This window comes from Niveispirillum sp. (assembly GCF_017996735.1).
Classification (GTDB): domain Bacteria; phylum Pseudomonadota; class Alphaproteobacteria; order Azospirillales; family Azospirillaceae; genus Niveispirillum.
Genome location: NZ_JAGOGJ010000034.1, coordinates 19,057 through 41,935, shown reverse-complemented (window position 1 = coordinate 41,935; position 22,879 = coordinate 19,057). Strand labels below are relative to the sequence as shown.

The following is a 22,879-nucleotide window of genomic DNA, read 5'->3' as shown; positions in this document are numbered from 1 at the left end:
ATGAAGCGCAAAAATCTTCTGCTGCTGGCACCGCTGATGCTGCTGGCCGCCTGTTCCTCCGTTCGCGACAGCGACAAGGACGCCGCCAGCAGCGGCGGTGGCTATACCACCGCCTTCCCCGGCGCCGGGACCGGCGGCACCGGCGGGGTAGAGCAGTCGAACCTGAATTCGAACCTGTCACCGCAGCAGCAGTTGGCGCAGATCGGCGACCGCGTCTTCTTTGGCGTGGACCAGTTCGAAGTGTCGCCGGAATCGGCCGCCACCCTGGACAAGCAGGCCGACTGGCTGCGCGCCAACCCGGCCATTACCCTGACCATCGAAGGCCATTGCGACGAGCGCGGCACGCGCGAATATAATCTGGCCCTGGGCCAGAAGCGTGCCGACAGCGTTCGCCGTTATCTGGCCGCCAACGGCATCGACAACAGCCGCCTGCAGACCTTGTCCTTCGGCAAGGAACGTCCGGCCGTGGCCGGTTCATCCGCCGATGTCTGGGCCCAGAACCGCCGCGCGGTCAGTGTGGTGAACTGACGCCCATCCGACCTTAAGGCGAACAGGAAGCCGGCGATTAAAGACCGACGCGCGTCACAGACCATGAAGTCTCCCTTGACCCGTCACGGTCAAGGGAGACCGGTATGACATCCATCGGGTCGTCCCGCCCACCAGCAGGCGGCACCGGATCTGTCAGGGCGAAAGGAACAGAGCCTGTTCCGCCCGGCGCCGCCGGGTCAGCCCCGGCAATTCCACCTTGCGCCCCGTGCGCGGATCGGTGGCCTTGTTCCACACCAGGAACTGTGCCGCGACGGCGGCAAAATCCCCGACATTCAGCTTCTTCAGCAGCGTGCTGCTCGCGAACGCAGCGATGCCGACATTATAGGCGAAGGAAGCGCAAGCCCCGATCTGGTTGCCGGTCAGCGCCACCGTCACTCTGGCGGCAACCTGCCGTCCCACCTCCGCCATATCCTCTGCCAGGAAGGTTGATGCTTGTTGCTCGTCGATCCCGTCGGGATAGACCGCGTTGGCTGCACGGCGGTCCACCTCGCCCTTGAACATGCGGCCATCACTGCCGCGCACCACCCGGCCATAACCAACAGTCCAATAGCCGGCGGGACAGATATAGGGCTGCAGCCCCGGCCGATCCTTGTCGCCGTCGCCCAGCCCCTCGAACCGTTTGACCAGATCAAGGGTTGCCTTGTTGATGACATTAGCCATTTCAGGACACTCCGGCGCTGAACCCTATGCAGGATGTTATAGGATCATAATCCTACTATATCTGTCAAGAGCGAGGTCGGCGCGGGACCGGTCAAGGGATATGTCTTTTGGCCAGGACCGCTTGGAGATGTTGGTGGATTACCCACGCCTGCGTGTATGGCATAGTTGAACTGGAAGTTGGATCAAGCAGCAGCCCCATGAACAAACCGCAGAGCGCCCACACATTGCCGTCGCATGACATGCAGGTCATGCTGGCCCAGCACACGCTTTTCGCCCGTGGTCACGCGGGCAAGCGGCTGGAGATGCGCCTGCAAAACCTGTCGGGCATCAAGCTGAACAATTTCGATCTGTCGCAATGCCTGCTGCTGGCCTGCAACCTGTCCTACACGGACCTGGAAGGATGCAGTTTCCAGGCGGCGAACCTGTCGAACAGCCTGTTCATCGGCGCCAACCTGAAACATTGCGACTTCACCCGTGCCGACCTGCGTGGCACCCGCTTCTACAAATCGGACCTGCAGCAGGCCAAGATGACCGGGTCCGACATGCGTGTCGGTTCCATCACGCTGAACAGCGGCGGCGTCGCCAAGCAGCGGGAATTCACCACCGACCTTTCCTTCTGCAACATGGAGGAAGCGACCCTGCAGGATGCCGTTTTACACAATGTGCGATTGCGCGGCGTCAATATGCGCAATGCCGATCTGTCGGGCGCCGACCTGTCGGGCGCCGACATGCAGGGTGTGGTGCTGCTGGGCGCACAGATGGAGCGGGCGAAATTCACCGGCGCCAATATCAAGAATGCCGTCTTCACCGTGAATGATGAAACCCGCCGCCTGTTTGCGGGCAACCCGGCATTCGAGGAGCATCTGGCCAACCTGAAGGAAACCGACCGCATCGTCGCCGCGCATGAGGAATGGGTGAATTCCGGCGGTCGCGCCGGGGCACGGGCCGATTTTGCCGGCATGGCCCTGCGCGGTGTCGATCTGCGCGGCCGGGAATTGTCGGCCGTGTCCTTCCGTGGGGCCGACCTGACAGGGGCCAAGCTGGCGCATGCCCGTCTGGCCGCCGCCGATTTCAACGGCGCCACCCTTGCCTATGCCGAACTGTCCAATGCCGACCTGCGCGGGGCCGGCATGGAGAATGCCCGCCTGTTGCACACCATCGTTGATGGCGCCGATTTCGGCGACCTGGAACTGCGTGGCGGCGGCAAGCTGGCCATCCGGTTCGCCGGAGCCTCGATTGAGTGGACGAACTTTTCGGAATGCGTCATCACATCCGGACAACTTTCCGGTGCCGTGCTGCGCGAATGCCGCATGCCGGAAGAGCCCTGATTTATAAAATCCTGGGGCCCGGCGCCATCCGCGCGGGCCAGCACCATGTCCGCCGCCTTCAAATCTTCCCCTGCATCTTGTCGCGATCATGGGCTGATGGTATTGGCGGTGCAATATTAACTTATTAATCATTTTCTTTTGCTATTGAACACGCCAATATCCCGTTGACCATGCATGGGCAGTCCTTGTTCGGCCGCATGGCAATAAAATAACATACGGCTGAATGTTAATGGCGGCTCATCCTCCCGATACCGGCTCTGCGCGCACGGACCTTACCACGCATCTGGCCATGCATTCGTTGTTCCTCAAGGGGAAGGGCGGGCGTCGACTTGAGTTGCGCTTGGCCAGCATGGAAGGACTGCAACTTAAAGGTTTCAATCTGTCGCAGGCAACAATGCTGGCCTGCAACCTGTCGCAGACAAGCCTGGAAGGATGCAAGTTCCGGGAGACGGACCTGGCCAACAGCCTGTTCATCGGCGCCAACCTGAAACATTGCGACTTCACGCGCGCCAACCTGCGCGGCGCCCGTTTCTACAAATCCGATCTGGCCCAGGCCAAGCTGGATGGCAGCGACATGCGCATGGGCAACCTGACCCTGCACCGCAAGGGCGAGGATGTGGTCAGCCGGGAGTTCGTCACCGACCTGTCTTTCTGCAATCTGGAAGAGGCGTCGCTGGAGGACGCCGTGGTCCGCAAGGTGCGGCTGCGCGGCGTCAACATGCGCAACGCCAACCTGTCCAACGCCGATTTCAGCGAAAGCGACCTGCAGGGCGTGGTGCTGCTGGGGGCAAAGATGCAGGGGGCCAGCTTCCTGCATGCTGATATCAAGGACGCCACCTTTACCGTGGATGATACGACGCGCCGGCTGTTTCATGGGCTGCCGGCCTTTACCGAGCATTTGCAGAACCTGGCGGAGATCGACCGCATCGTGGCCCAGCACGAGGAATGGGTGGATAGCGGCGGCAAGGCCGGCATCCGCGCCGATTTCACGGGCCGCAAGATGAAGGGTGTCGATTTGCGCGGGCGCGAATTGTCGACCATGTCCTTTCGCGGGGCCGATTTGTCAGGTGCGCAACTGAGCCACGCCAAGCTGGCGGCCAGCGATTTCGGCGGGGCCAACCTGGCCTATGCCGATCTGTCGGGCTGCGACCTGCGCGGTGCGGGGTTCGAGGGGGCGACCCTGCGCAACACCCTGGTGGAAGCCGCGAATATGGAGGATCTGCAGCTTCGCGGCGGCGGGGCACTGCCCGTCCGTCTGCGCGACGCCGCCATCGAATGGGTGGATTTCAGCCGTGTCATGATTCCCGCCGACCGTTTCAAGGGCCTGAAACTGCGGGATTGCACCCTTCCGGATGGGATGAGCCCGGCGCCGGGCGCCGCCTGATCCATCCCCGACAGTGGACGCGGTCGCGCCCCGTGTAACCGGAAACCACAAAGGTTACGGTCATGCGTTGCGTCGCCCTTGCCACCTTGCTGCTGCTGTCCGCCTGTTCCGCCTCTCACGCCGATGGCCCGCCGGGCCGTCCCATGGGTGGCGGGCCGGGCATGATGGGACGGGTCCCACTGTCCCTGGCGGGCGAGCCGCTGGGCCGGATGGCCCGGGACGAGCAAGCCTATGCGGCCATCCTGGTCGATTGGGCCCGCGCCCTGGACACCAACCAGGATGGCTTCCTGTCGCCCGAAGAGGTGAAGCCCGACATCGCCCGCTTCTTCAGGGAGGCGGACAGCGACAAGGATGGCGCCATCAATTCACGCGAACTGGGCGATTACCGGCTGGCCCGCCTTGCCGCCCTGCGCGGGGGCGGGGCACCGGGCCACCATGATGGACCACCACCGGACGGTGCCGACCGCCCTCCCCCGCCGGGTCCAGATGCCGCCGGCCCCGACACTGCCGGCCCGCGTGGCCCCATGATGGGCGGCGGGGCTGGCGAGGACAAGGTGATGGCTGCCGACCGGAACCTGGATTTCCGTGTCACGCTGGCGGAACTGGAAGCACTGGCCCTGGAACGGCTGACCGCCATGGACAGCAACCGGGATGGCCGCACCAGCCTGGATGAAATCCGCGAGGCGGGCATCAAGGCCTTCAATGAACGCCCGGCACGCGGTGGCCCCGGCGGCATGGGCGGCGGACGGCGCGGCGACGGACCGGGCAGGGGTGGGCCGCCCGGCGGCGGGCGGGACTGACGGACAACATTAATCTGCTGGCTCCTGCGCCACGACACCGCTAATCAGAAGATGGATAGCGAACGGAGCGGCGGATGCAGCGGACGGTTTGGCGGCGGGCGGGTCTGGGCCTTGGCCTGGCGGGGCTTTGCCTGGCCCTGGCTTCCTGCGGCGGCGGGAGCGACAAGTACCGGCCGGGCATCCGTTACAACCCGATCAGCCCGCTGGGCGAACCGCTGGCCGCGCCGACCCGCGACGCCGATGCCTATCGTGCTGCCATGCGCGACTGGTTCGCCCGTACCGATACCGACCATGACGGCAAGCTGTCACTGGCGGAATTCACGGCCGAGGCGGATCGGGTCTTCTCCCTGTACGATCTGAACCGGGACGGCTACATCACCTCCTATGAGCTGACGCAATACCGGGTCGGCCTGCCCACCCATACGGCCCCGGCCGACAGCGGCCGCCGCCTGCGCCCCGGCCGTATCGACATGTCCCCGGACGAAGCGGCCACGGCCCGCCTGGACGGCCGTGGCCGCGCCGATTACCGCATGGGCATCGATCCCGTGATGTCGGCCGACAGCAATGCCGATTTCCGCGTGACGCCGGACGAGTTGCGCGCCGAGGCCGCGCGCCGCCACGCCATCATGGATGGCAATGGCGATGGCTTCGTCTCCCTGTCCGAATTCATGGAACAGGCAGAGGGACCGATGCGCGCCTGGGCCACAGAGTGAAGCCCGCCGGATGGCGGCGCCGGCGCTGGGGCGCTGAAAACACCGGTCAGTCTTTTCAGCCGGCGGCATGACGCAATCTACCTCTTAAGCACAGGCAAGTCCTTGGCATCCCTGTTGCTTTCACACCCCCTATCCATTGGCATAGGGGGTTCCCATGACCGAGTTCGGCCTGTTCATCGTGCGCCCGCCCCAGGGTGTCGCCACCGTTGCCGCCATCCACCCGTCCAGGGCGGATGATGCGCGCATCACGCTGAAACGCTTGCGCGGCAGCGGTTTTGTCATCAAGGCCCTGTCCAAGGCCAGCGTCCCCTCGACCGAGCCGGAAGGCGCGCGCATACAGCTTCAGGGCCTGATCAACGGCATGTTCGAGCAGGCCCCCTATCGACCTGCCGTGTCTCTGGTCTGGTGATCGGTGATTGCATTATGCAAGTGTTGCATGATGCAAATCATTACGCCCAACCCAGTCTTGCATGGTCGATGAAGCGGGCCAGGGCCGCCGTCATCACGCCGTCGCGGCGATGGATCAACTGCGTGGGCGCTACGGCCCACGGGTCCGGCGCCGCATGCACCGATAGGGACGGGCGCAGGGGCGACCGTTCCACGGCGGCCAGCGGCAGCAGCGAAATGCCGATGCCGGCCGCCACGCCGCCGATGATGCCTTCCAGCGTGCCAAATTCCTGCAGGCGCGGCTGCCGGACACTCAGGCCCGCCAGCAGGCTTTCCAGCCGTTCCCGGTAGGCACAGCCCCGGCGGAAGCAGAGTGCCGACAGGCCGGGCCGCGACAGCAGCGCCGGCCAATCGGCACCCGGCGCCGTCACCACCACCATGCGTTCCACGCCCACATCGGCAACGGTCAGATCGGGATGGTCGATGGGGCCGCCGACCAAGGCCGCATCCAGACGGTAGGCCAGTACCTCCTCCACCAGGGCGCCGGTGCCGCCGGTGCGCAGGCTCAGTTCCACATCGGGAAAGGCCGCGTGATAGGCAGCCAGCACGGGCGGCAGCCGGCAGGCCGCCGTGGTCTCCATGCTGCCGATGGCCAATTGTCCGCCCGGCCGGTCGGGGTTCAGCAGATCCCACAGGCTGTCGCGCGCCGCCCGCAGCGCCGCCGCCACCTGCCGCGCATGCGGCAGCAGCCGTTCGCCAGCCCGCGTCGGCACCACGCCGCGCCCGTTGCGATGGAACAGCGGCACGCCCAGCGTCGCCTCCAGCGACCGGATACGCGCCGTCACGTTCGACTGCACACAGTTCAACCGCCGCGCCGCCGCCGTGACACCCCCTTCCTCCACCACCGCCAGGAAGAAGGAAAGATCGGTGCTGTCCATGATCGCCCCATCAATAATGATGATTTCAAATATCCTGACAATTCATTTTTCATGATGTCAAGAGCATGGCATTTTCCGTTCCCTGGCAGGGGACGGAGTGGACCATGGGTGGCGTCTGGCGATTGGCGATGGCGGGTCTCACGGGCACATTGCTGGGCGTCGGTTTGGGCCGTTTCGCCTATACGCCGCTGCTGCCGGTGCTGATCGGGGAAGGCTGGGTCGATGCCGGTGGCGGCGCGTTGCTGGGGGCCGCCAACCTGACCGGTTATCTGCTGGGTGCGGTCACGGCGGCGCGGACGGGCCGCCTGCTGGGGCCGGTGCCGGTTCTGCGCGGCGCCATGCTGCTGGTGACCCTGTCGCTGCTGGCCTGCGCCTGGAATGGCGGTCTGGCCTGGCTGGGCGCCTGGCGTTTCCTGGCCGGGGTGGCCGGGGCCATGCTGATGATCCTGGCGGCACCCGTGCTGATGGCCCAGGTGCCGGTGGATAAGAAACCGCTGGTCGCCGGCATCGTCTTTTCCGGGATCGGGGCCGGGGTGATGGTCAGCGGTACCCTGCTGCCCTGGCTGGCCGGGTTCGGCGCCGCCAGCGCCTGGGCTGGCATCGGCGTCCTGGCGCTGCTGCTGACGGGGCTGGTCTGGACGCAATGGCCACCGGCCCCGCGTCCGCCGACCGCCGTCGTGGCGGGCATGCGGCGGTCCTGGCCGCTCTGGCTGTTCACCCTGGCCTATGCGACGGACGGGATGGGTTTTGTCCCGCATACGCTGTTCCTGGCCGATTATGTGGCCCGTGGCCTGGGTCTGGGGATCGCCATGGGCGGTGCCTACTGGTTCGTCTTCGGCGTCGGCGCCGTGACCGGGCCGCTGCTGGCCGCCCGCATGGCGGGGAAGCTGGGTTTTGCCCCTGCCCTGACCCTGGCGCTGGGCGTGAAGGCGGCGGCCGTAGGCCTGCCGCTCCTGTCATCGGCCCCCTTGCCGCTGGGCCTGTCGGCCTTCCTGGTGGGGGCGCTGACCCCCGGCTGCGTGGCGCTGGCGTCCGGCGTGGCGGGGCAATTGGCCGGACCGGCGGGTCACACGGCGGCCTGGGGCCGCATGACGGCGATCTATGCCCTGTTCCAGGCGGCCGGCGGCTACGGCCTGACCCTGCTGTTCACCCGCACGGGCAGCCACCTGCCCCTGTTCGCGGCCGGTGCCGCCATCCTGGTGCTGGGCACCCTGGCGGGGCTGGCCGGCCTCTCGCTTGTGAAGAAGGAAGCCTTGCCATGAAACTCTATATCGCCAAAACCTCCCCCTATGCGCGCAAGGTGCTGGCCCTGGTCCAGGAAAAGCAGGCGGCGACCCTGGTGGAGGTGGTGATCATCGACCCCTGGTCCGATCCCGCCGAACTGCAAGCAGCGGTGCCGTCGGGCAAGGTTCCCGCCCTGGTTACCGATGAAGGCTGGTGCCTGGGGGAAAGCTGGGCCATCGCCGACTATCTGGACACGGTTCTGCCCGGCCGGCGCCTGATGCCCGCTGCCGGCCCCGAACGCTGGCGCTCCCTGCGGCTGTCGGCCCTGGCCCAAGGGCTGCTGGACGCGGCTTTCAGCGCGGTGGTGGAAGGGCGGCGGCCGGCGGGGGAACGCTCCCCCGGCTGGGTCACCCGGCAAAAAGCGGCCATCGCCCGTACCCTGCCGACGCTGGAAGCAGCGGCGGCGGATCTGGTGGCGGAGGATTTCGGCCTGGGCGGCCTTTCGGTGGCCTGCGCCCTGGATTATCTGGATTTCCGCCATGGTGACCTGGATTGGCGTGCGGGCCATCCCGGACTGGCGGAATGGTTCGCCGGTGTCATCGGCCGCCCATCGTTGCGCGCGACGAACCCGCGTTGACGGCGTATCCTGGGGTCCGATCCGTCGCGAAAGGATGCCCCCATGCGTGCCCTGTCCCTGTTTGGCCGCCCCCTGCTGGGCCTGCTGCTGATCCTGGCCCTGCCGGCACGGGCGGCGGACCCGGTGATCGATGACCTGTCCTGGCTGTCGGGACAATGGCTGGGGCAGGACGGGGACCGGCGGATGGAGGAACATTACATGCGCCCCGCCGGCGGCGTCATTGTGGGCATGGGCCGCACCGTCCGCCCCGGCAAGCCGCCGCAGGTGGAATTCATCCGTATCGGACCGGATTCCGATGGCCGCCTGGCCTACCATGCCCATCCGATGGGCCAGGCCCCCACCAGCTTCGCCCTTGTCGAGTCCGCCCCCGGCCTGGCCGTCTTTGCCAACCCCCAGCATGATTTTCCGCAGAAGATCACCTATCGCCGCACGGGCGACAGCCTGACGGCCAGTATCGAGGGTCCGGGCAAGGACGGTGCCGTGAAGCGGTTCGACTGGTCCTGGCGGCTGACCGGGCCGGCGCCGTGACCTCCGCACCCCTTCCGGGCTGCTGCAAAATCGTCAAAATCACCGCTGATCGGGACGGCGGGGCAATTTGGGCGTAGCGTGTTGGAAATAAAAACCAACGGAGGAGCGAACGCCCATGTCCCCCTTCTCTGTGACCCGTCTTGCCGGTTTGCTGTTGCTGGGCCTGCTGATGGCCCTGCCGCAATCCGGTCAGGCTGCGAACGACCCGCTGAAATCCCTGAACTGGCTGGCCGGCCAATGGGTGGGGCGTGAAGGACCCACCCGCACCGAACAGCATTTCATGAAACCCGGCGACGGCGTGATGCTGGGCATGCGCCGGTCCATGTCGCCCGTGCGGGGTGCCGACACCGAATTCATGCGCATCGTCGCCGAACGTGACGGCAGCGTCACCTATTACGGCCAGCCCTTGGGCAGCAGTACCGTCATCGCCTATAAGCTGGTCGAATCCGGGGATAATATGGCGGTATTCGCCAATACCGACATCGCCTATCCCCAGCGCATCGTCTTCAACCGCTATGGCGGCAACGTCGTGGCGGCGCTGGAAGGGCCGGATGGCAATGGCGGCATCCGCCGTTTCCGCTGGACCTGGCAGCGGGCCGGCGACGCGCCGTAAGGGACGGACCCTCGCCAACCGGCCGACCGTCCGGAAAGGGAGTTGATCCCGTTCCAGACGATGGGCGTTGCCCGGTGCCATATCATCGGTCAAGAATTTTGACCGATGATATCAGGCGGCGCGCACCCCTTCGATGAAGCGGGAGACGCCGTCGCGCAATTGCACGGTGCGTTCGGCCAGTTCATTGGCCGAGGACAGAACCTGCGCCGCCGCCGCAGCGGTGGTGCCGGCCGCCTGTCGCACGCCGTGGATGGTGCTGGACACTTCCTGTGTGCCGCGCGCAGCCTCCGACGCATTCCGGCCGATCTCCGCCGTGGCGGCGGCCTGCTGTTCGGCGGCACTGGCCACGCTGGCCGCGACATTGTTCAGGCGATCGACGACGGCCGACACATGGCCGATCTTGTTCGACGCGGCCTTGATGGAATTGCGCATGGCCTCCACCTCCGCCCGGATGTCTTCGGTGGCGCGGGCAGTCTGGTTGGCCAGTTGCTTGACCTCCGACGCGACCACGGCAAAGCCCTTGCCGGCCTCGCCCGCCCGTGCCGCCTCGATGGTGGCATTCAGGGCCAGCAGGTTGGTCTGACCCGCCACATCCTGGATCATGGCGACCACACCGCCGATGCGCTGTCCCGCCACCTCCAGGGCCTCCACCTCGCTGCGGCTGCTGGCCGCCTCACGCGCGGCATCATCGGCAATGGTGCGGGCCTGTTGCATCTGGCGGGTTACCTCCTGCACCGTGGCCGACAGTTCCTCCGTCGCGGACGCCATGGTCTGCACATTGGCCGTGGCCTGTTCAGATGCGGCCGCCACGGCGCCCGACTGGCTTTCCGTCTCCTCCGCCGTGCCCGACATGGTGTTGGCCGTGGCCTCCAACTCGGTCGTGGCCGAGGCGATCACATCCACCACCTCCGCCATCGATCCTTCGAAATCCTGGATCAGGCGCTGGACGATGGCGGCGCGGGCCAGCCGCTTTTCCTGCTCGGCTTCCTGCTCCTTCAGCAACTTCTGGCGCTGGATGGCATTGTCCTGAAAGACCAGCATCGCCTCTGCGATATCCCCGATCTCATCCTTGCGGCCACGGCCCAGGATTTCCAGGCCCAATTCGCCATTGGCCAGGCGACGCAGGCACTGGATAGCGGCAGACAGCGGCTTCACCACGCCGAAGTTCGACACCGACCAGGCACCCACCGCGCCGGCCACGATGCCCAGCACGGCCACGATGACCAGCAACAGGCCGACACTGGCGCCGGTGTCCTTCGCCTCGCTGGCGATGCGGTTGGACTTGTTGTCGGTATATTCGACCAGATCCCGCATCTGATCACGCAGCCGGTCCGCCACGACACGGCTGGACTGCACCTCTCCGATCAGCACCTTCTGCGCGTCAGACAGATTGACGTTACCGACGGCGCGGGCCTTGGCCATGGTGCCTGCCAGCTCCCGCTGATAATCGCCATAGGTCTTGGTGACCTGGCGCAGCATTTCAGCCTGCCGTTCATCGACCAGACCGTTAAGTTCCTGAAAACTGCGTTCCGCCTGCTGACGGACATCCTCGATGTTCTTTTCCACTTCTGCGATATCGGCCGGATTGGCGGCGATCCTGTATTCCCCGCGATTCAGCATGACAACGAAGCGGTTTAGCTGAGCGCTGAGTAATACAGCGCGCCCTGCGCTGTTTGATTGTTGAGCTAGTTCCTCCATACGGCCAGTACCATTGATACCTACTGCCGCAATAATGATCGAAACAAGACTCAACAGAACGACTACTGCATAGATTTTAGTGGATATTTTAAAGTTTTTAAGCACGAGCCACCCCCATATTAGACTCTGCCATATAGATATCGAATCATCCTAGACTCAACATGATTCTGCAAATACTGAGGCTTTAGATTCAGACGAAGAACGAAGATTCGAAACGGTTTGAGTCGTATCGGTTGTTTTTCGATTAAACCTGACTGTCATATCTGAAAGTTCTGATCTTATGATTACAAATGACTTTCTTGGCCCCAGGAGACATAGCTGATGTCAATTCTAGAAAATCCCCCGACAGTTGAGGCCGACGGGATGGATATGGAAGACGGGCGCAATATTTCTCAATTCTGGTGCCGGGTACCGCCGGCTTCGGGGTTTAAGGGAGCATACGGTGGCATTTGAAGAATGATGGGATCGTCAACGACCCCATGCTTAATGTTGCGCCGTCTCTTTTTGTTTGTTTCTCAAGTTAGTTGCCCCTGGAAACAACATATCGGTGTGGCATTTTCCGGCGCTGCCGGCACGGCGATGACCGGCGCTGCTGTCCTGTTTCAAGCGGAAACGCTTTTAAAACAGCATGACGCCCCACGACTCATCGCCCCCATCCGGCGACTCGCATCCAGCACAGGGAGAGGGGGGACGGTCGGGAAGGGACAATACAAAAAAGCCGTGCAGACGGTTCTGCACGGCTTTTTTAAACAGGCTGAATATGGCGGGGAACGGCCTGCCTGGACGGCGACCTTCCCCCCGGCTGGCTTACCGGGTCACTGGCAGGCCAGGCATTCCTCGTACTTGTTCGTCTCCGCCGCCGGTGCGGGCTTGGCCCGGCCGATCTCCTTGGTGGCGTTGCTCTCGGCACGCTGCACCGACATGGAGCGCAGGTAGTAGAGACTCTTCACGCCCTTCTTCCAGGCCATCATATGGATCTGGTGCAGGTCGCGCTTATGCACGTCGGCCGGCAGGAAGACGTTCAGCGACTGGCTCTGACAGACAAACGGGGTGCGGTCGGCGGCATGTTCGATCAGCCAGCGCTGATCCAGTTCGAAGGCCGTCTTGAACACGTCCTTCTCATCCTGGGTCAGGAAGTCCAGATGCTGGACGGAACCGCTGTTCAGCGTGATCTCCGACCACGTATCCTCATCATTGCGCCCCTTCTCCGCCAGCAGCTTTTCCAGGTACGGGTTGCGCACCGAATGGCTGCCCGACAGGGTCTTGTGCGTATAGGCGTTGGCCGCCATCGGCTCGATGCCGGGGCTGGCACCGCCGGTGATGATGGAGATGCTGGCCGTCGGCGCGATGGCGATCTTGTTGGAGAAACGCTCCATCACACCATATTCGGCGGCATCCGGGCACGGGCCCCGCTCATGCGCCAGCTTGATCGACGCGGCATCGGCCTGACGCTTGATCAGGGCGAACATGCGCTTGTTCCAGACCTTGGCCATCACGCCTTCGATCGGGATCATCTGGCTTTGCAGGAAGCTGTGGAAGCCCATGACGCCCAGGCCGACCGACCGCTCACGCATGGCGGAGTACTTGGCGCGTTCCATGTCGCTGGGGGCCTTCTGGATAAAGTCGGTCATGACATTATCCAGGAAACGCATCACGTCCTCGATGAAGGTCGGATGGTCCTGCCATTCCAGGAAGTTTTCCAGATTCAGCGACGACAGGCAGCACACGGCCGTGCGCTGCTTGCCCCACGGGTCCATGCCGGTCGGCAGCGTGATCTCGCTGCACAGGTTCGACATCTTCACCGTCAGGCCGGCCAGCTTGTGATGTTCCGGGATGGCCCGGTTCACATGGTCAATGAACAGCATATAGGGCTCGCCCGTTTCCATACGGGCGGTCAGGATGCGGATCCACAGGTCGCGTGCCTTCACGCGGCGCAGGATCTTGCCATCCTTCGGGCTGGTCAGCGCCCATTCCTCATCAGCCTCGACCGCGCGCATGAAGGCGTCGGGGATGGCGATGCCATGGTGCAGGTTCAGCGCCTTGCGGTTGGGATCACCACCCGTGGGGCGGCGCATCTCAATGAATTCTTCGATCTCGGGGTGGCTGACCGGCAGATAGCAGGCGGCCGAGCCACGACGCAAGCTACCCTGGGAGATGGCCAGCGTGAGGCTGTCCATGACGCGGATGAAGGGGATGACGCCGCTGGTCTTGCCGCTATCCTTCACCTGCTCCCCGATGGAGCGCAGATTGCCCCAGTAGGAACCGATGCCGCCACCCTTGGCCGCCAGCCAGACATTCTCGTTCCACAGGCCGACAATGCCTTCCAGGCTGTCGCTGGCCTCGTTCAGGAAGCAGGAGATGGGCAGGCCGCGGGCTGTGCCGCCATTGGACAGGACAGGCGTGGCCGGCATGAACCACAGACGGGAGATATAGTCATAAAGACGCTGGGCATGCGCATGGTCGTCGGAATAATAGCTGGCGACGCGGGCAAACAGGTCCTGGTACGTCTCGCCCGGCATCAGGTAGCGGTCGTCCAGCGTCGCCTTGCCGAAGGTGGTCAGCAGTTCGTTGCGGGTATGATCCACAGTCACGGCCGCATGCTTGCGCATCTGAATCTGGCCGAACACGTCCGTGCCCTGCGGGGCCCACTCGTTCACTTCACCGTCGCGCATGACTTATCCCCGTTTTCCCCAGTGCCCCGGCTGTGGATAACCGGCCACAGAACACAACATCTTGTTGGCTGAGGTCCGGATCGTACCAAATCCCGTCCCCACCACAAGGCAGAAATTTCCGCCCTATCCATCATGAATAGGCTTGACGTCAGCCATTCCAAGGCCGGGGCAAGGTGGGGCCGGGGTATGCATTCCACGCAGCTTGACGGGGGCGGGCCGGAGGACTAGGCGCCGCGCGACGCCTGAAACCGCCGGACCGCGCCGAAAATCCGCGCATCGACAGCCGCCCCGCGCCGCCATGCCGGGTTTCGATGCCATCGCACGGGTTCATGACCCGTGCCGCCGCCCCTCGGTCAAACGTCACAAGGCCCCACCTTGCCCGTCCGCCCGGTCCGGGATATTCAATAGGCCGTTCCGGTGCCGGGACGACAGCCACAGTGCGGGGGCCGGATGTTCATCGAATGCTCCAACCTGATCGCCGGCAACCAGCCCGCGCTGAATTACGGCGTGGCGGTGGCCGATGTGGATGGCGACGGACAGGACGAGATTATCGTCGCCGGCTATGGCGGGCCCAACCGCGTGCTGAAATGGGGCGGGTCGGGGCTGGTGGATATTGCCACGCCGTTATTGGCCGATCCGGGCCAGCGGGCCATCGGTCTGGCCTGTGGCGATATCGACGGCGACGGGCGGGAAGAGATCTATATCCTGAACAGTGACGGCTTCTCCGGCGCCAAGCAGGTATCGGACCGGCTGCTGGCCTGTTTCGGGGATCGCTGGATCGACCTGTTCGCCCTGCCGGAAAATTTCGCCGTCGCCAACCGGTTCGCGGGACGGTCCATCGCCGTCATCGACCGGGCGGCCCTGGGGCGTTACGGGTTCGTCGTCGCCAATTATGGCGGGCCCCTGCGATTATATGAGATGGGGGCGCGCGGCCGCATCGTCGACATGGCGGACGAGGTGGGGCTGGACGCCATCACGGGCGGGCGGTCCCTGCTGGTCGCCCCCATCCTGGGTGACCGGCCGGATATCTTTTCGGGTAACGAGATCGGGCCCAACCTGTTCTTCCGCAACCAGGGCGACGGCACCTTTGTAGAGATGGCCGAGGCGCTGGGCCTGTCCGATGCGGCCCATGCGGCACGCGGCGTGGCCCTGGTCCAGGGCGAGGGCCGGTTCGACATCATCCAGGCCAATTGGGAAGGGCCACACCGGCTGTTTCAGCAGCAGGCGGGCGGCGGTTTCGCCGACATGGCCCCGCCGGAGCTGGCCCGACCCAGCCGTGCCCGCACCGTCATCGCCGCCGATTTCGACAATGACGGGTACGAAGAGATTTTCATCAACAATCTGGGCGAACCCAACCGCCTGTTCGGCTGGCGCGATGATCGCTGGACCGCCATCGATATCGGCGACGCGGCCCTGCCCGGCGGGTTCGGCACCGGGGCCGCCGTGGCCGATCTGGACGGGGACGGACAGTTGGAACTGCTGGTGGCCCATGGCGAACAGGGGCCGCAGCCCCTTTCACTGTTCATCGGGGAACCGCGCGGGCACCATTGGCTGCGCGTGCGGCCGCTGACGGCGGCCGGCGCCCCGGCACGCGGCGCCGTGGTGCGGCTGTGGGCCGGTGACCGTCCGCAGATGCGCACCATCTGCGGCGGGTCGGGTTACCTGTGTCAGATGGAGCCGGTGGCCCATTTCGGGCTGGGCCGGACCGACCGGGTAGACAGGGTGGAGGTACGCTGGCCCGATGGCGCCGTTCAGCGCCTGGACCGGCCGGACGCGTGCCGCACCCTGGTCATTCCTCATCCTGGACGGTGACGACAGGCGCCTGATAGGGGCCGATGGCCACGCCATAGATGCGGGCCCAGAGCAGGGCCGTCATGGCCGTGACCAGCGGATGGGTGATCGACAGCACGATATTGGCCATCAGCAGCATGACCAGGCTGGCATCCTGCAACCCGGTCAGCCAGAGGAAAATGGCCGGCGCCTGCAAGGGCAGATTGACCAGGATCAGCGCGAACAGCGGCGGCAGGCCGCCCAGATGGCCCGTCGCCTTCCAGCTTGCGCCCATCACGAAGCGGCCATCCTGCACCACCGACCCGATGGCCGGGCCAAGCCGGGCGACAGGCCACAGCGTCATCAGGGTGATGACGATATAGGTGGTCAGGAAAAACCAGTCGGGCATGGCCGATGCCAATGCCGCCGCGTCGGCCGGCCCCTGGCTGGGATTGGTGGCCAGCCTGTGCCCGGTGACACTGGCCAGCAAGGTCATCACCACCGATGCCGGCAGGATGGAGGCCAGCGCCGACAGCAGCACCAGCGACAGGAGGATGCCCCCCACGCGCCAGTTCCGTCCCGCGAACGGCATGTCCCAGAACTGGGCCGTGTCCTCTCCCAGCAGCAGGAAGCGCGACCAGCGCACCGTCCACACGCCCAGGCCCCAGATCATGCCCAGCACGGAAAGGAACAGCAGCAGGCTGCTGCCACTGCCATCCCCTTGCGACCGCGTCATCTGCGCAATGCCCAGGACGGCAAGAACCAGGGCGGGTGCGCCGGCAAAACGCAGCACGCGGCCAGGATCGGACAGCAGCAAAAGATAGATCGCCAGTGATTCGCGCCAGGCGTCTCTGAAATTCATCGGGACCCGGTTTCCGCAAAGCGTGGAAATGTTGGGGCAACGGTCTATCACATGGGGTGTTCCAGTGCGACCGCAATGGTATGTCAGACGATCACAGGATCGGTATTTCGACAAGTATCTGTGATTGCTGTAGAAACAGTTCCATAAGAATCCGCCGGAGCCTGTGATGCCCTTCGCGCCCGCACCCGCCGCCAGCCTGTCCGTCCGCCTGGAACGGTTTCCCATCCGGGGCACCTTCCGCATTTCACGTGGCGCCAAGACAGAGGCGGCGGTGCTGGTCGCCGAACTGCGTGACGCCGACGGAAGGGTCGGCCGGGGCGAATGCGTGCCCTATGCCCGCTATGGCGAAAGCGTGGAGGGCGTGATGGCGGCCATGGAGGCGATGGCCGATGCCTTCGCCCGTGGCCTCAGCCGCCGGGCGCTGGCCCATGCCCTGCCGGCAGGTGCCGCCCGCAATGCGCTGGATTGTGCGCTCTGGGACCTGGAGGTCCGGCGCAGCGGCCGTCCGGCCTGGGAACTGGCGGGGCTGGCGCCGCTGGAACCCGTGGTGACGGCCTTCACCCTGTCCATCGACACAGCCGAATCCATGGCCGACGCCGCCTGCGCCGTGGCCCGGCCTTTATTGAAGCTGAAACTGGCGGGCGATGGCGGCGATCTGGAACGGGTGGCCGCCGTGCGCAACGCCGCGCCCGACAGCCGCCTGATCGTGGATGCCAATGAAGGCTGGAAGCCCGATGATCTGGCCACCCTGCCCGACGCCTTTGCCCGGCTGGGGGTGGAGATGATCGAACAGCCCCTGCCCGCCGGCGCCGATGACGCACTGATCGGCTTCAACAGCCCCGTCCGCCTGGGCGCCGATGAAAGCACCCATGGGCTGGACGGGCTGGAGGAACTGGCCCGCCGCTATCAGGTGGTGAATGTGAAGCTGGACAAGACCGGCGGCCTGACGGAGGCGCTGGCCGTAAAGGCACGGGCGCAGTCGCTGGGCCTGGATGTCATGGTGGGCTGCATGGTGGCAACGTCGCTATCCATGGCCCCGGCCCTGCTGCTGGCCCAGGGGGCGGATTATGTCGACCTGGACGGGCCGCTGCTGCTGGCCCGCGATCGCGAGCCGGGGCTGGTCTATGACGGTGCGCGGCTGCTGCCGACGCCGGGTGTCTGGGGCTGACTGTCAGGCCGTCGCCACCGGCGCCCACAACACATCATCAATGCGGTCGGCTCCGGCAATGATCATGGCCAGCCGGTCGAAGCCCAGCGCGATGCCGGCGCTGTCGGGCATCAGCGGCAATGCGGCCAGGAATTCCTCATCGATCGGGTAGCGCTCCCCATAAAGCCGTTCCTTCTCCGCCATGTCCGCCTCGAACCGGCGGCGCTGCAATACCGGGTCGGTCAACTCGCCAAAGGCGTTGGCCAGTTCCACGCCGCATCCATACAGCTCGAACCGCTCTGCCACGCGCGGATCATCGGGCTTGGGCCGGGCCAGCGCCGCCATGGAGACGGGGTAGTCGGACAGGAAGGTGGGCACATCCATGCCCAGATGCGGTTCGATCCGGTCCAGGCTGACGCGGAAGAACAGATCCTCCCAGGTGTCGCTCTCGGCCACGCGGATGCCGATGCGCGCCACCTCCGCCGCCAGCCGGTCGCGGTCGGGGCGCAGCGGTTCGGGCGCCGTGGCCAGCAGGTCGATGCCGGCATAATGCAGGAACGCATCCTGCACCGTCAGCACCCGCCAATCGGCAAAGGGATCGCAGTCGATGCCCCGGAACCGCAGCCTGTCCTTGCCCGCCGCAACACAGGCGGCCCGCACCAGGGCGATGCAATCCTCCATCAGGTCGCGATAGCCCGCCCCCGCCCGATACCATTCCAGCATGGCGAATTCCGGATGGTGCGTGCCCGACCGTTCCCCATTGCGATAGACATGGGAAAGCTGAAACAGCCGGGGCACCCCCGCCGCCAGCAGCTTCTTCATGGTGAATTCGGGACTGGTGTGCAGGTAAAGCCGGCGCCGATCATCGGGATGCGGCCCCACCAGATCGGTGGCAAAGGCCATCAGATGCACCTCCAGCCCCGGTGACACCTGCAGGGCCGGCGTCTCCACCTCGTCGAACCCCTGATCCTCGAACCAGCGGCGAAGCGTGCGCATCACTGTCTGGCGCACGGCCAGATGCGGGCGCTTCTTCTGGAAATGGTCGGGATGCCACCAGTTGGGTTGGACGGGGCTGCGCATGATCACTCGACAGAGGGCGGGAAAGACGGGCACTCTCGCCTTCCCGCCCGCGACTTGCAATCCCCGATGACCGATCCAGAGACCATCCCCAACCTGCGTATCGTCTGGGACGTGGGGCGTCTGTCGGAATGGGCGTCGCTGCTGGCCGATTGCGGGCAGAGCAGCCTGACACAGGGTTTCGGCTATAATCAGGCCATGCTGACGGTGGAGGGGTGGCGCCCGCGCCTGGGCATCATCGAACTGTCGGACAGGCCCATCGGGCTGGTGGTGATGAGCGAGCGGCGGCTGTTCCGGCTGGTGCGCATCGCCCGCCTGCATCGCGGCCCCCTGCTGCGGCCGGAGGCGCGCAAGCCCAGCGTCTTCGCCATGGTGATGAAGCTGATCCGCAAGGAATATCCCAGCGGCCCCTTCAACTGGACCGCCGTGGTGCCCGAATGGCCGGCGGGGGAGGAAGCGGCCGCCATGATGCGCTGGGCCGGGTTCCGGCGCGACAAGGCGCCGGGATATCGCACCCTGTGGCTGGATTTGCGCCGGGAAGAGGCAGACTTGCGCGCACAATTGGCGCAGAAATGGCGCAACGCCCTGAACCAGGCGGAACGCGCCGGCCTGACCGTGGAGCTCGACCGCGACGGCAAGGCCCAACTGACCTGGCTTCTGGAACAGTACCAGAAGGACAAGGCGGAAAAGCGCTATCGCGGCCCGTCGGCCAAGCTGATCATCCGCATGCGCACCGGCATGTACAAGGATGGCGACATCCTGCTGATGCGGGCTGTCAAGGACGGGGTGCCGGTGGCCGGCATCCTGATCCTGGGCCATGGCAAGGCCGCCACCTATCAGATCGGCTGGTCCGATGCCGCCGGACGGGCGGCACGGGCGCATAATCTGCTGCTCTGGCGGGCCATCCTCGACCTGAAGCGGCAGGGGCGCGACTGGTTCGACCTGGGCGGCATCCTGCCCGACGCCGCCCCCGGCGTGACCGCCTTCAAGCGCGGCATGGGCGGGGAAGAGGTGGAACTGGTGGGCGCCTTCCGCTAACCCGTTACAGCCGCGCCAGCCGGTCGATCAGCAGGTCGAAGAAACCCTCCGCATCGGCCTTCAGCATGAAGAACACATTCTTCGGACGCGGGGTGATGCACCAGCGATCCACCACGGTCTGACCGATGGTCAGGGGCGATGCGGTCTCCACCTCCACATTCACCTGTTTTCCCTGGAACAGGTCGGGCTTGATCAGCCAGGCGATGACGCAGGGATCGTGCAGCGGGCCGCCATCGGTGCCGTATTTGGCCTCGTCATACTGGCGGTAGAAATCCAGCATTTCATAGGTCACGCGGCCCACGGGGCCGGGGATGGCGCGCACGCGGTCCATGCGGGCCTGCGTCGTCAGGACCTGATGCGTCACATCCATGGGGAACATGACGATATCGACCCCGGATTTCAGCACGATCTGCGCCGCGTGCGGATCGACGAAGATGTTGAACTCCGCCACGGGGCTGCTGTTCCCACCCTCGAACTGGGCCCCGCCCATCAGCACGATGCGCTTGATCCGGGCCGCGATATCGGGCGCGCGGGTCAGGGCCGTGGCGATGTTGGTCAGGGGACCCAGCGGGCACAGGGTCACCGTCCCCGCCGGCTCCGTCCGCAAGGTATCGATGATGAAATCGACGGCATGCCGGTCCTGCAGCGGCATGGTGGGCGGCGGCAGGTCCGGCCCGTCCAGGCCGGTATCGCCATGCACCTCCGGGGCCGTATGCAGATCCAGGAACAGCGGCCGGTCGCAGCCGGCGAAGACCTTCACATCCGGCCGGCCCGACAATTCACAGATCTTGCGGGCGTTGATTTCCGTGTGGGCCAGCGGCGCATTGCCGGCCACGGCGGTCACGCCCAGCACCTCGATCTCATCGGGTGAGGCGAAGGCCAGCATCATGGCGACGGCGTCGTCCTGTCCGGGATCGGTATCGATGATGATCTTTTCGCGTGCCATGGTGGCCTTTCTCCCCTTCCAGGCCCGCCCCTGACCGGGGGCGGGCACGGCGGCGACTGCCGCCGCGCGCCACATGGCGCGTAAGCCAAGCCCACGGATGTGGGCGCCGGCGATTGAGGTCCGGTGATCGGCAACGATCACCCAAAACAATGTGAACCCGTCACATAGCGGGAAAAATCTTGAGCGGGAAGACCCACCCCTGTTTTATGCGCCCACCATGACACGACGCATCGCCATCTTCGATTTCGACGGCACCCTGGTGGGGGGTGACAGTCTGTTGCCCTATCTGGGCCGGGTGGCGGGGCGCATGCGCTCCGGCCTGGTCTTTGCCCGCGCCGTGCGGGCCGGGTTGATGAGTGCGGGGGCCAATCCCGACGATGATCTGCGCACCCGCATCAAGGCCGGGATGCTGCGCCGGGCGTTGGCCGGGGTGCCGCTGACGGTGGCACGGAACGCGGCGGAACGGATGCGGGGCTGGCAGCAATGGTATGAGCCGACGCTGACCGCGCTGAAACGCCATGCCGATGCCGGCGACATGGTGGTGGTCGCCACGGGCGGCCTGTCGCTCTACATCCCCATCCTGCTGGAGGGATTGCCCGTCGACCGTATCCTGGCCACCGATATGGAGGTCCGGGACGGGGTCCTGACGGGCCAGATGCAGGACGGAAACTGTGTGCGGGGGGAAAAGGCGCGGCGCGTCGCGGCCCTTCTGCATGAGGCGGGGCCGTTTGATGAGACGCATGGTTACGGCAACCGCCCGTCCGACCTGCCTTTTCTGGCCTTGATGAGCCATCCGACGGTGATTCCTACCGTGCCAAGGCGATAATGTTGTTATAGAACGATCACGGGACTTTGCCTTGTCGCGGCTGCAAAGGCGCTTATATGCTGGGACGATACAAAGTTTGGAATGATTCCAGAAAGCCCTGATCCCGTGTCCGACGCCGCCCCCCATACCCGCCGTTCCGTCCTGGCCCTTGCCGGGGCCGGCCTGCTGTCCGCAGCACTGCCCGCGACCGCGGCCGGCAAGCCGGTACTTCAGGCGACCACGGGACAGGTGGCGGACCTGCTGCGCGCCGTGGCCGGCGACACGGCCAGCATCAGCAGCCTGATGGGCGAAGGCATCGATCCCCATTCCTACAAACTGACACGCGCCGACACGGTCGCCCTGATGAAGGCCGACGCCGTTTTCCATTCCGGCCTGTTCCTGGAAGGCAAGATGGCGGAGATGCTGGACAAGCTGGCGGCGGCCAAGCCCGTGCATGCGGCGGCTTCCGTCCTGCCCGGGGACCGTCTGATCCATCCCGAGGGGGCCGATGCCCATCCCGACCCCCATGTCTGGATGGACCCGACCCTGTGGCGGCTGGCGCTGCTGGGGGTAAGGGACAAGCTGTCGGGCCTTTATCCCGCCAACACCAGCCTTTATGCCGCCAATGCCGACCGGGCGGCGGCGGACTTTGATGCGCTGAACCTCTATGCCGCCAAGGTGCTGGGCTCCGTGCCGGAAAAGGCCCGTGTCCTGGTCACGGCGCATGACGCCTTCTCCTATCTGGGGCGGGCCTATGGCCTGCAGGTCGTGGGCATCCAGGGCATCAGCACGGAGTCGGAAGCCGGCCTGCAGCGCATCGAAAGCATGGTCGCCCTGCTGGTCGATCGAAAGATTCCGGCGGTTTTTGTCGAAACCTCTGTGTCCGACCGCAATATCCAGGCGTTGATCCAGGGGGCGGCGGCGCGGGGACACAAGGTCTCCATCGGCGGATCGCTCTATTCCGATGCCATGGGCACCCCTGGCACCTATGAAGGCACCTATGTTGGCATGATCGATCATAATGTCACCACCATCGCCCAGGCCCTGGGCGGCACCGTGCCGGCGCGCGGGTTCCAGGGCCGGCTGGCCGCGCGGTAAGGGGA

Annotated in this window: 22 protein-coding genes; 15 read left to right on the top strand and 7 right to left on the bottom strand. The window is 65.3% G+C overall.

All coding sequences use genetic code 11. The features are described from left to right. The gene (gene pal / locus KBA48_RS13130) at positions 1 to 528 is read left to right on the top strand and encodes a peptidoglycan-associated lipoprotein Pal (RefSeq protein WP_292906998.1); all 528 of its coding nucleotides are present in this window, start codon (positions 1 to 3) and stop codon (positions 526 to 528) included. A 153-nt stretch (positions 529 to 681) separates the two neighbouring features. On the opposite strand, the gene KBA48_RS13125 is transcribed toward pal, so the two are convergent. Further along, on the bottom strand, positions 682 to 1,209 hold the full coding sequence (locus KBA48_RS13125) for a lysozyme (protein WP_292906996.1): 528 nt from the start codon (positions 1,207 to 1,209) through the stop codon (positions 682 to 684). Between the two features lie 197 nt (positions 1,210 to 1,406). Between KBA48_RS13125 and KBA48_RS13120 the strand changes: the two genes are divergently transcribed. The 5 genes from KBA48_RS13120 (at position 1,407) to KBA48_RS13100 (ending at position 5,843) form a co-directional block, all read left to right on the top strand. Beyond that, positions 1,407 to 2,537, top strand: a complete 1,131-nt coding sequence (locus KBA48_RS13120; protein ID WP_292906994.1) for a pentapeptide repeat-containing protein — start codon at positions 1,407 to 1,409, stop codon at positions 2,535 to 2,537. 349 nt (positions 2,538 to 2,886) lie between these two features. Next, positions 2,887 to 3,921 (top strand): pentapeptide repeat-containing protein, encoded by a 1,035-nt coding sequence (locus tag KBA48_RS13115; RefSeq protein WP_292907026.1) that lies wholly within the window; start codon positions 2,887 to 2,889, stop codon positions 3,919 to 3,921. A 62-nt stretch (positions 3,922 to 3,983) separates the two neighbouring features. Beyond that, on the top strand, positions 3,984 to 4,721 hold the full coding sequence (locus tag KBA48_RS13110; protein WP_292906992.1) for a hypothetical protein: 738 nt from the start codon (positions 3,984 to 3,986) through the stop codon (positions 4,719 to 4,721). 74 nt (positions 4,722 to 4,795) lie between these two features. Next, positions 4,796 to 5,434: a hypothetical protein gene (locus tag KBA48_RS13105; protein WP_292906990.1), complete on the top strand. Its 639-nt coding sequence runs from the start codon at positions 4,796 to 4,798 to the stop codon at positions 5,432 to 5,434. 154 nt (positions 5,435 to 5,588) lie between these two features. Further along, positions 5,589 to 5,843 (top strand): hypothetical protein, encoded by a 255-nt coding sequence (locus KBA48_RS13100; protein WP_292906988.1) that lies wholly within the window; start codon positions 5,589 to 5,591, stop codon positions 5,841 to 5,843. Between the two features lie 40 nt (positions 5,844 to 5,883). On the opposite strand, the gene KBA48_RS13095 is transcribed toward KBA48_RS13100, so the two are convergent. Continuing rightward, positions 5,884 to 6,759, bottom strand: coding sequence for a LysR family transcriptional regulator (locus KBA48_RS13095; RefSeq protein WP_292906987.1), 876 nt, complete (start codon positions 6,757 to 6,759; stop codon positions 5,884 to 5,886). Positions 6,760 to 6,824: 65 nt separating this feature from the next. On the opposite strand from KBA48_RS13095, the gene KBA48_RS13090 reads away from it, so the two are divergent. From KBA48_RS13090 to KBA48_RS13075, 4 genes are all read left to right on the top strand, one after another. After that, a complete protein-coding gene (locus KBA48_RS13090) occupies positions 6,825 to 8,021 on the top strand; it encodes a YbfB/YjiJ family MFS transporter (protein ID WP_292906986.1) in 1,197 nt (398 codons plus the stop codon). After that, positions 8,018 to 8,620, top strand: a complete 603-nt coding sequence (locus tag KBA48_RS13085; protein ID WP_292906985.1) for a glutathione S-transferase N-terminal domain-containing protein — start codon at positions 8,018 to 8,020, stop codon at positions 8,618 to 8,620. Before KBA48_RS13090 ends, KBA48_RS13085 begins: the two co-directional genes overlap by 4 nt. Positions 8,621 to 8,662: 42 nt before the next feature. Beyond that, the gene (locus KBA48_RS13080) at positions 8,663 to 9,148 is read left to right on the top strand and encodes a DUF6265 family protein (RefSeq protein WP_292906983.1); all 486 of its coding nucleotides are present in this window, start codon (positions 8,663 to 8,665) and stop codon (positions 9,146 to 9,148) included. Positions 9,149 to 9,263: 115 nt separating this feature from the next. Next, entirely contained in the window at positions 9,264 to 9,761 is a 498-nt protein-coding gene (locus KBA48_RS13075; protein WP_292906981.1) for a DUF6265 family protein, read from the top strand. A gap of 111 nt (positions 9,762 to 9,872) precedes the next feature. Here the strand turns inward: KBA48_RS13075 and KBA48_RS13070 are convergent, their stop codons facing one another. Further along, positions 9,873 to 11,381: a methyl-accepting chemotaxis protein gene (locus tag KBA48_RS13070; protein WP_292906979.1), complete on the bottom strand. Its 1,509-nt coding sequence runs from the start codon at positions 11,379 to 11,381 to the stop codon at positions 9,873 to 9,875. Between the two features lie 893 nt (positions 11,382 to 12,274). After that, positions 12,275 to 14,131, bottom strand: a complete 1,857-nt coding sequence (locus KBA48_RS13065; protein ID WP_292906977.1) for a ribonucleoside-diphosphate reductase subunit alpha — start codon at positions 14,129 to 14,131, stop codon at positions 12,275 to 12,277. A gap of 450 nt (positions 14,132 to 14,581) precedes the next feature. Here KBA48_RS13065 and KBA48_RS13060 point away from each other — a divergent pair, with 450 nt between their 5' ends. Then, a complete protein-coding gene (locus tag KBA48_RS13060) occupies positions 14,582 to 15,943 on the top strand; it encodes a CRTAC1 family protein (RefSeq protein WP_292906975.1) in 1,362 nt (453 codons plus the stop codon). Here KBA48_RS13060 and KBA48_RS13055 read toward each other — a convergent pair. Further along, positions 15,921 to 16,763 (bottom strand): hypothetical protein, encoded by an 843-nt coding sequence (locus KBA48_RS13055; RefSeq protein ID WP_292906973.1) that lies wholly within the window; start codon positions 16,761 to 16,763, stop codon positions 15,921 to 15,923. The genes KBA48_RS13060 and KBA48_RS13055 overlap by 23 nt on opposite strands. A 166-nt stretch (positions 16,764 to 16,929) precedes the next feature. On the opposite strand from KBA48_RS13055, the gene dgcA reads away from it, so the two are divergent. Continuing rightward, positions 16,930 to 17,931, top strand: coding sequence for an N-acetyl-D-Glu racemase DgcA (gene dgcA / locus KBA48_RS13050; protein WP_292906971.1), 1,002 nt, complete (start codon positions 16,930 to 16,932; stop codon positions 17,929 to 17,931). Between the two features lie 3 nt (positions 17,932 to 17,934). On the opposite strand, the gene epmA is transcribed toward dgcA, so the two are convergent. After that, positions 17,935 to 18,990 carry an EF-P lysine aminoacylase EpmA gene (gene epmA, locus KBA48_RS13045; RefSeq protein WP_292906969.1) on the bottom strand — a complete coding sequence of 352 codons (1,056 nt, stop codon included), beginning with the start codon at positions 18,988 to 18,990 and terminating at the stop codon, positions 17,935 to 17,937. A 66-nt stretch (positions 18,991 to 19,056) separates the two neighbouring features. Between epmA and KBA48_RS13040 the strand changes: the two genes are divergently transcribed. Next, entirely contained in the window at positions 19,057 to 20,025 is a 969-nt protein-coding gene (locus tag KBA48_RS13040) for a GNAT family N-acetyltransferase (RefSeq protein WP_292906967.1), read from the top strand. 4 nt (positions 20,026 to 20,029) lie between these two features. Here KBA48_RS13040 and KBA48_RS13035 read toward each other — a convergent pair whose 3' ends face one another. Next, complete coding sequence (locus KBA48_RS13035; protein ID WP_292906965.1) at positions 20,030 to 20,971, bottom strand: nucleoside hydrolase; 942 nt, start codon at positions 20,969 to 20,971, stop codon at positions 20,030 to 20,032. Between the two features lie 217 nt (positions 20,972 to 21,188). On the opposite strand from KBA48_RS13035, the gene KBA48_RS13030 reads away from it, so the two are divergent. Together KBA48_RS13030 and KBA48_RS13025 are read left to right on the top strand one after the other, a co-directional pair. Next, positions 21,189 to 21,797 (top strand): HAD-IB family hydrolase, encoded by a 609-nt coding sequence (locus KBA48_RS13030; protein ID WP_292906963.1) that lies wholly within the window; start codon positions 21,189 to 21,191, stop codon positions 21,795 to 21,797. A 105-nt stretch (positions 21,798 to 21,902) separates the two neighbouring features. Then, complete coding sequence (locus KBA48_RS13025; protein WP_292906961.1) at positions 21,903 to 22,874, top strand: zinc ABC transporter substrate-binding protein; 972 nt, start codon at positions 21,903 to 21,905, stop codon at positions 22,872 to 22,874. The last annotated feature ends 5 nt before the right edge of the window (positions 22,875 to 22,879 follow it).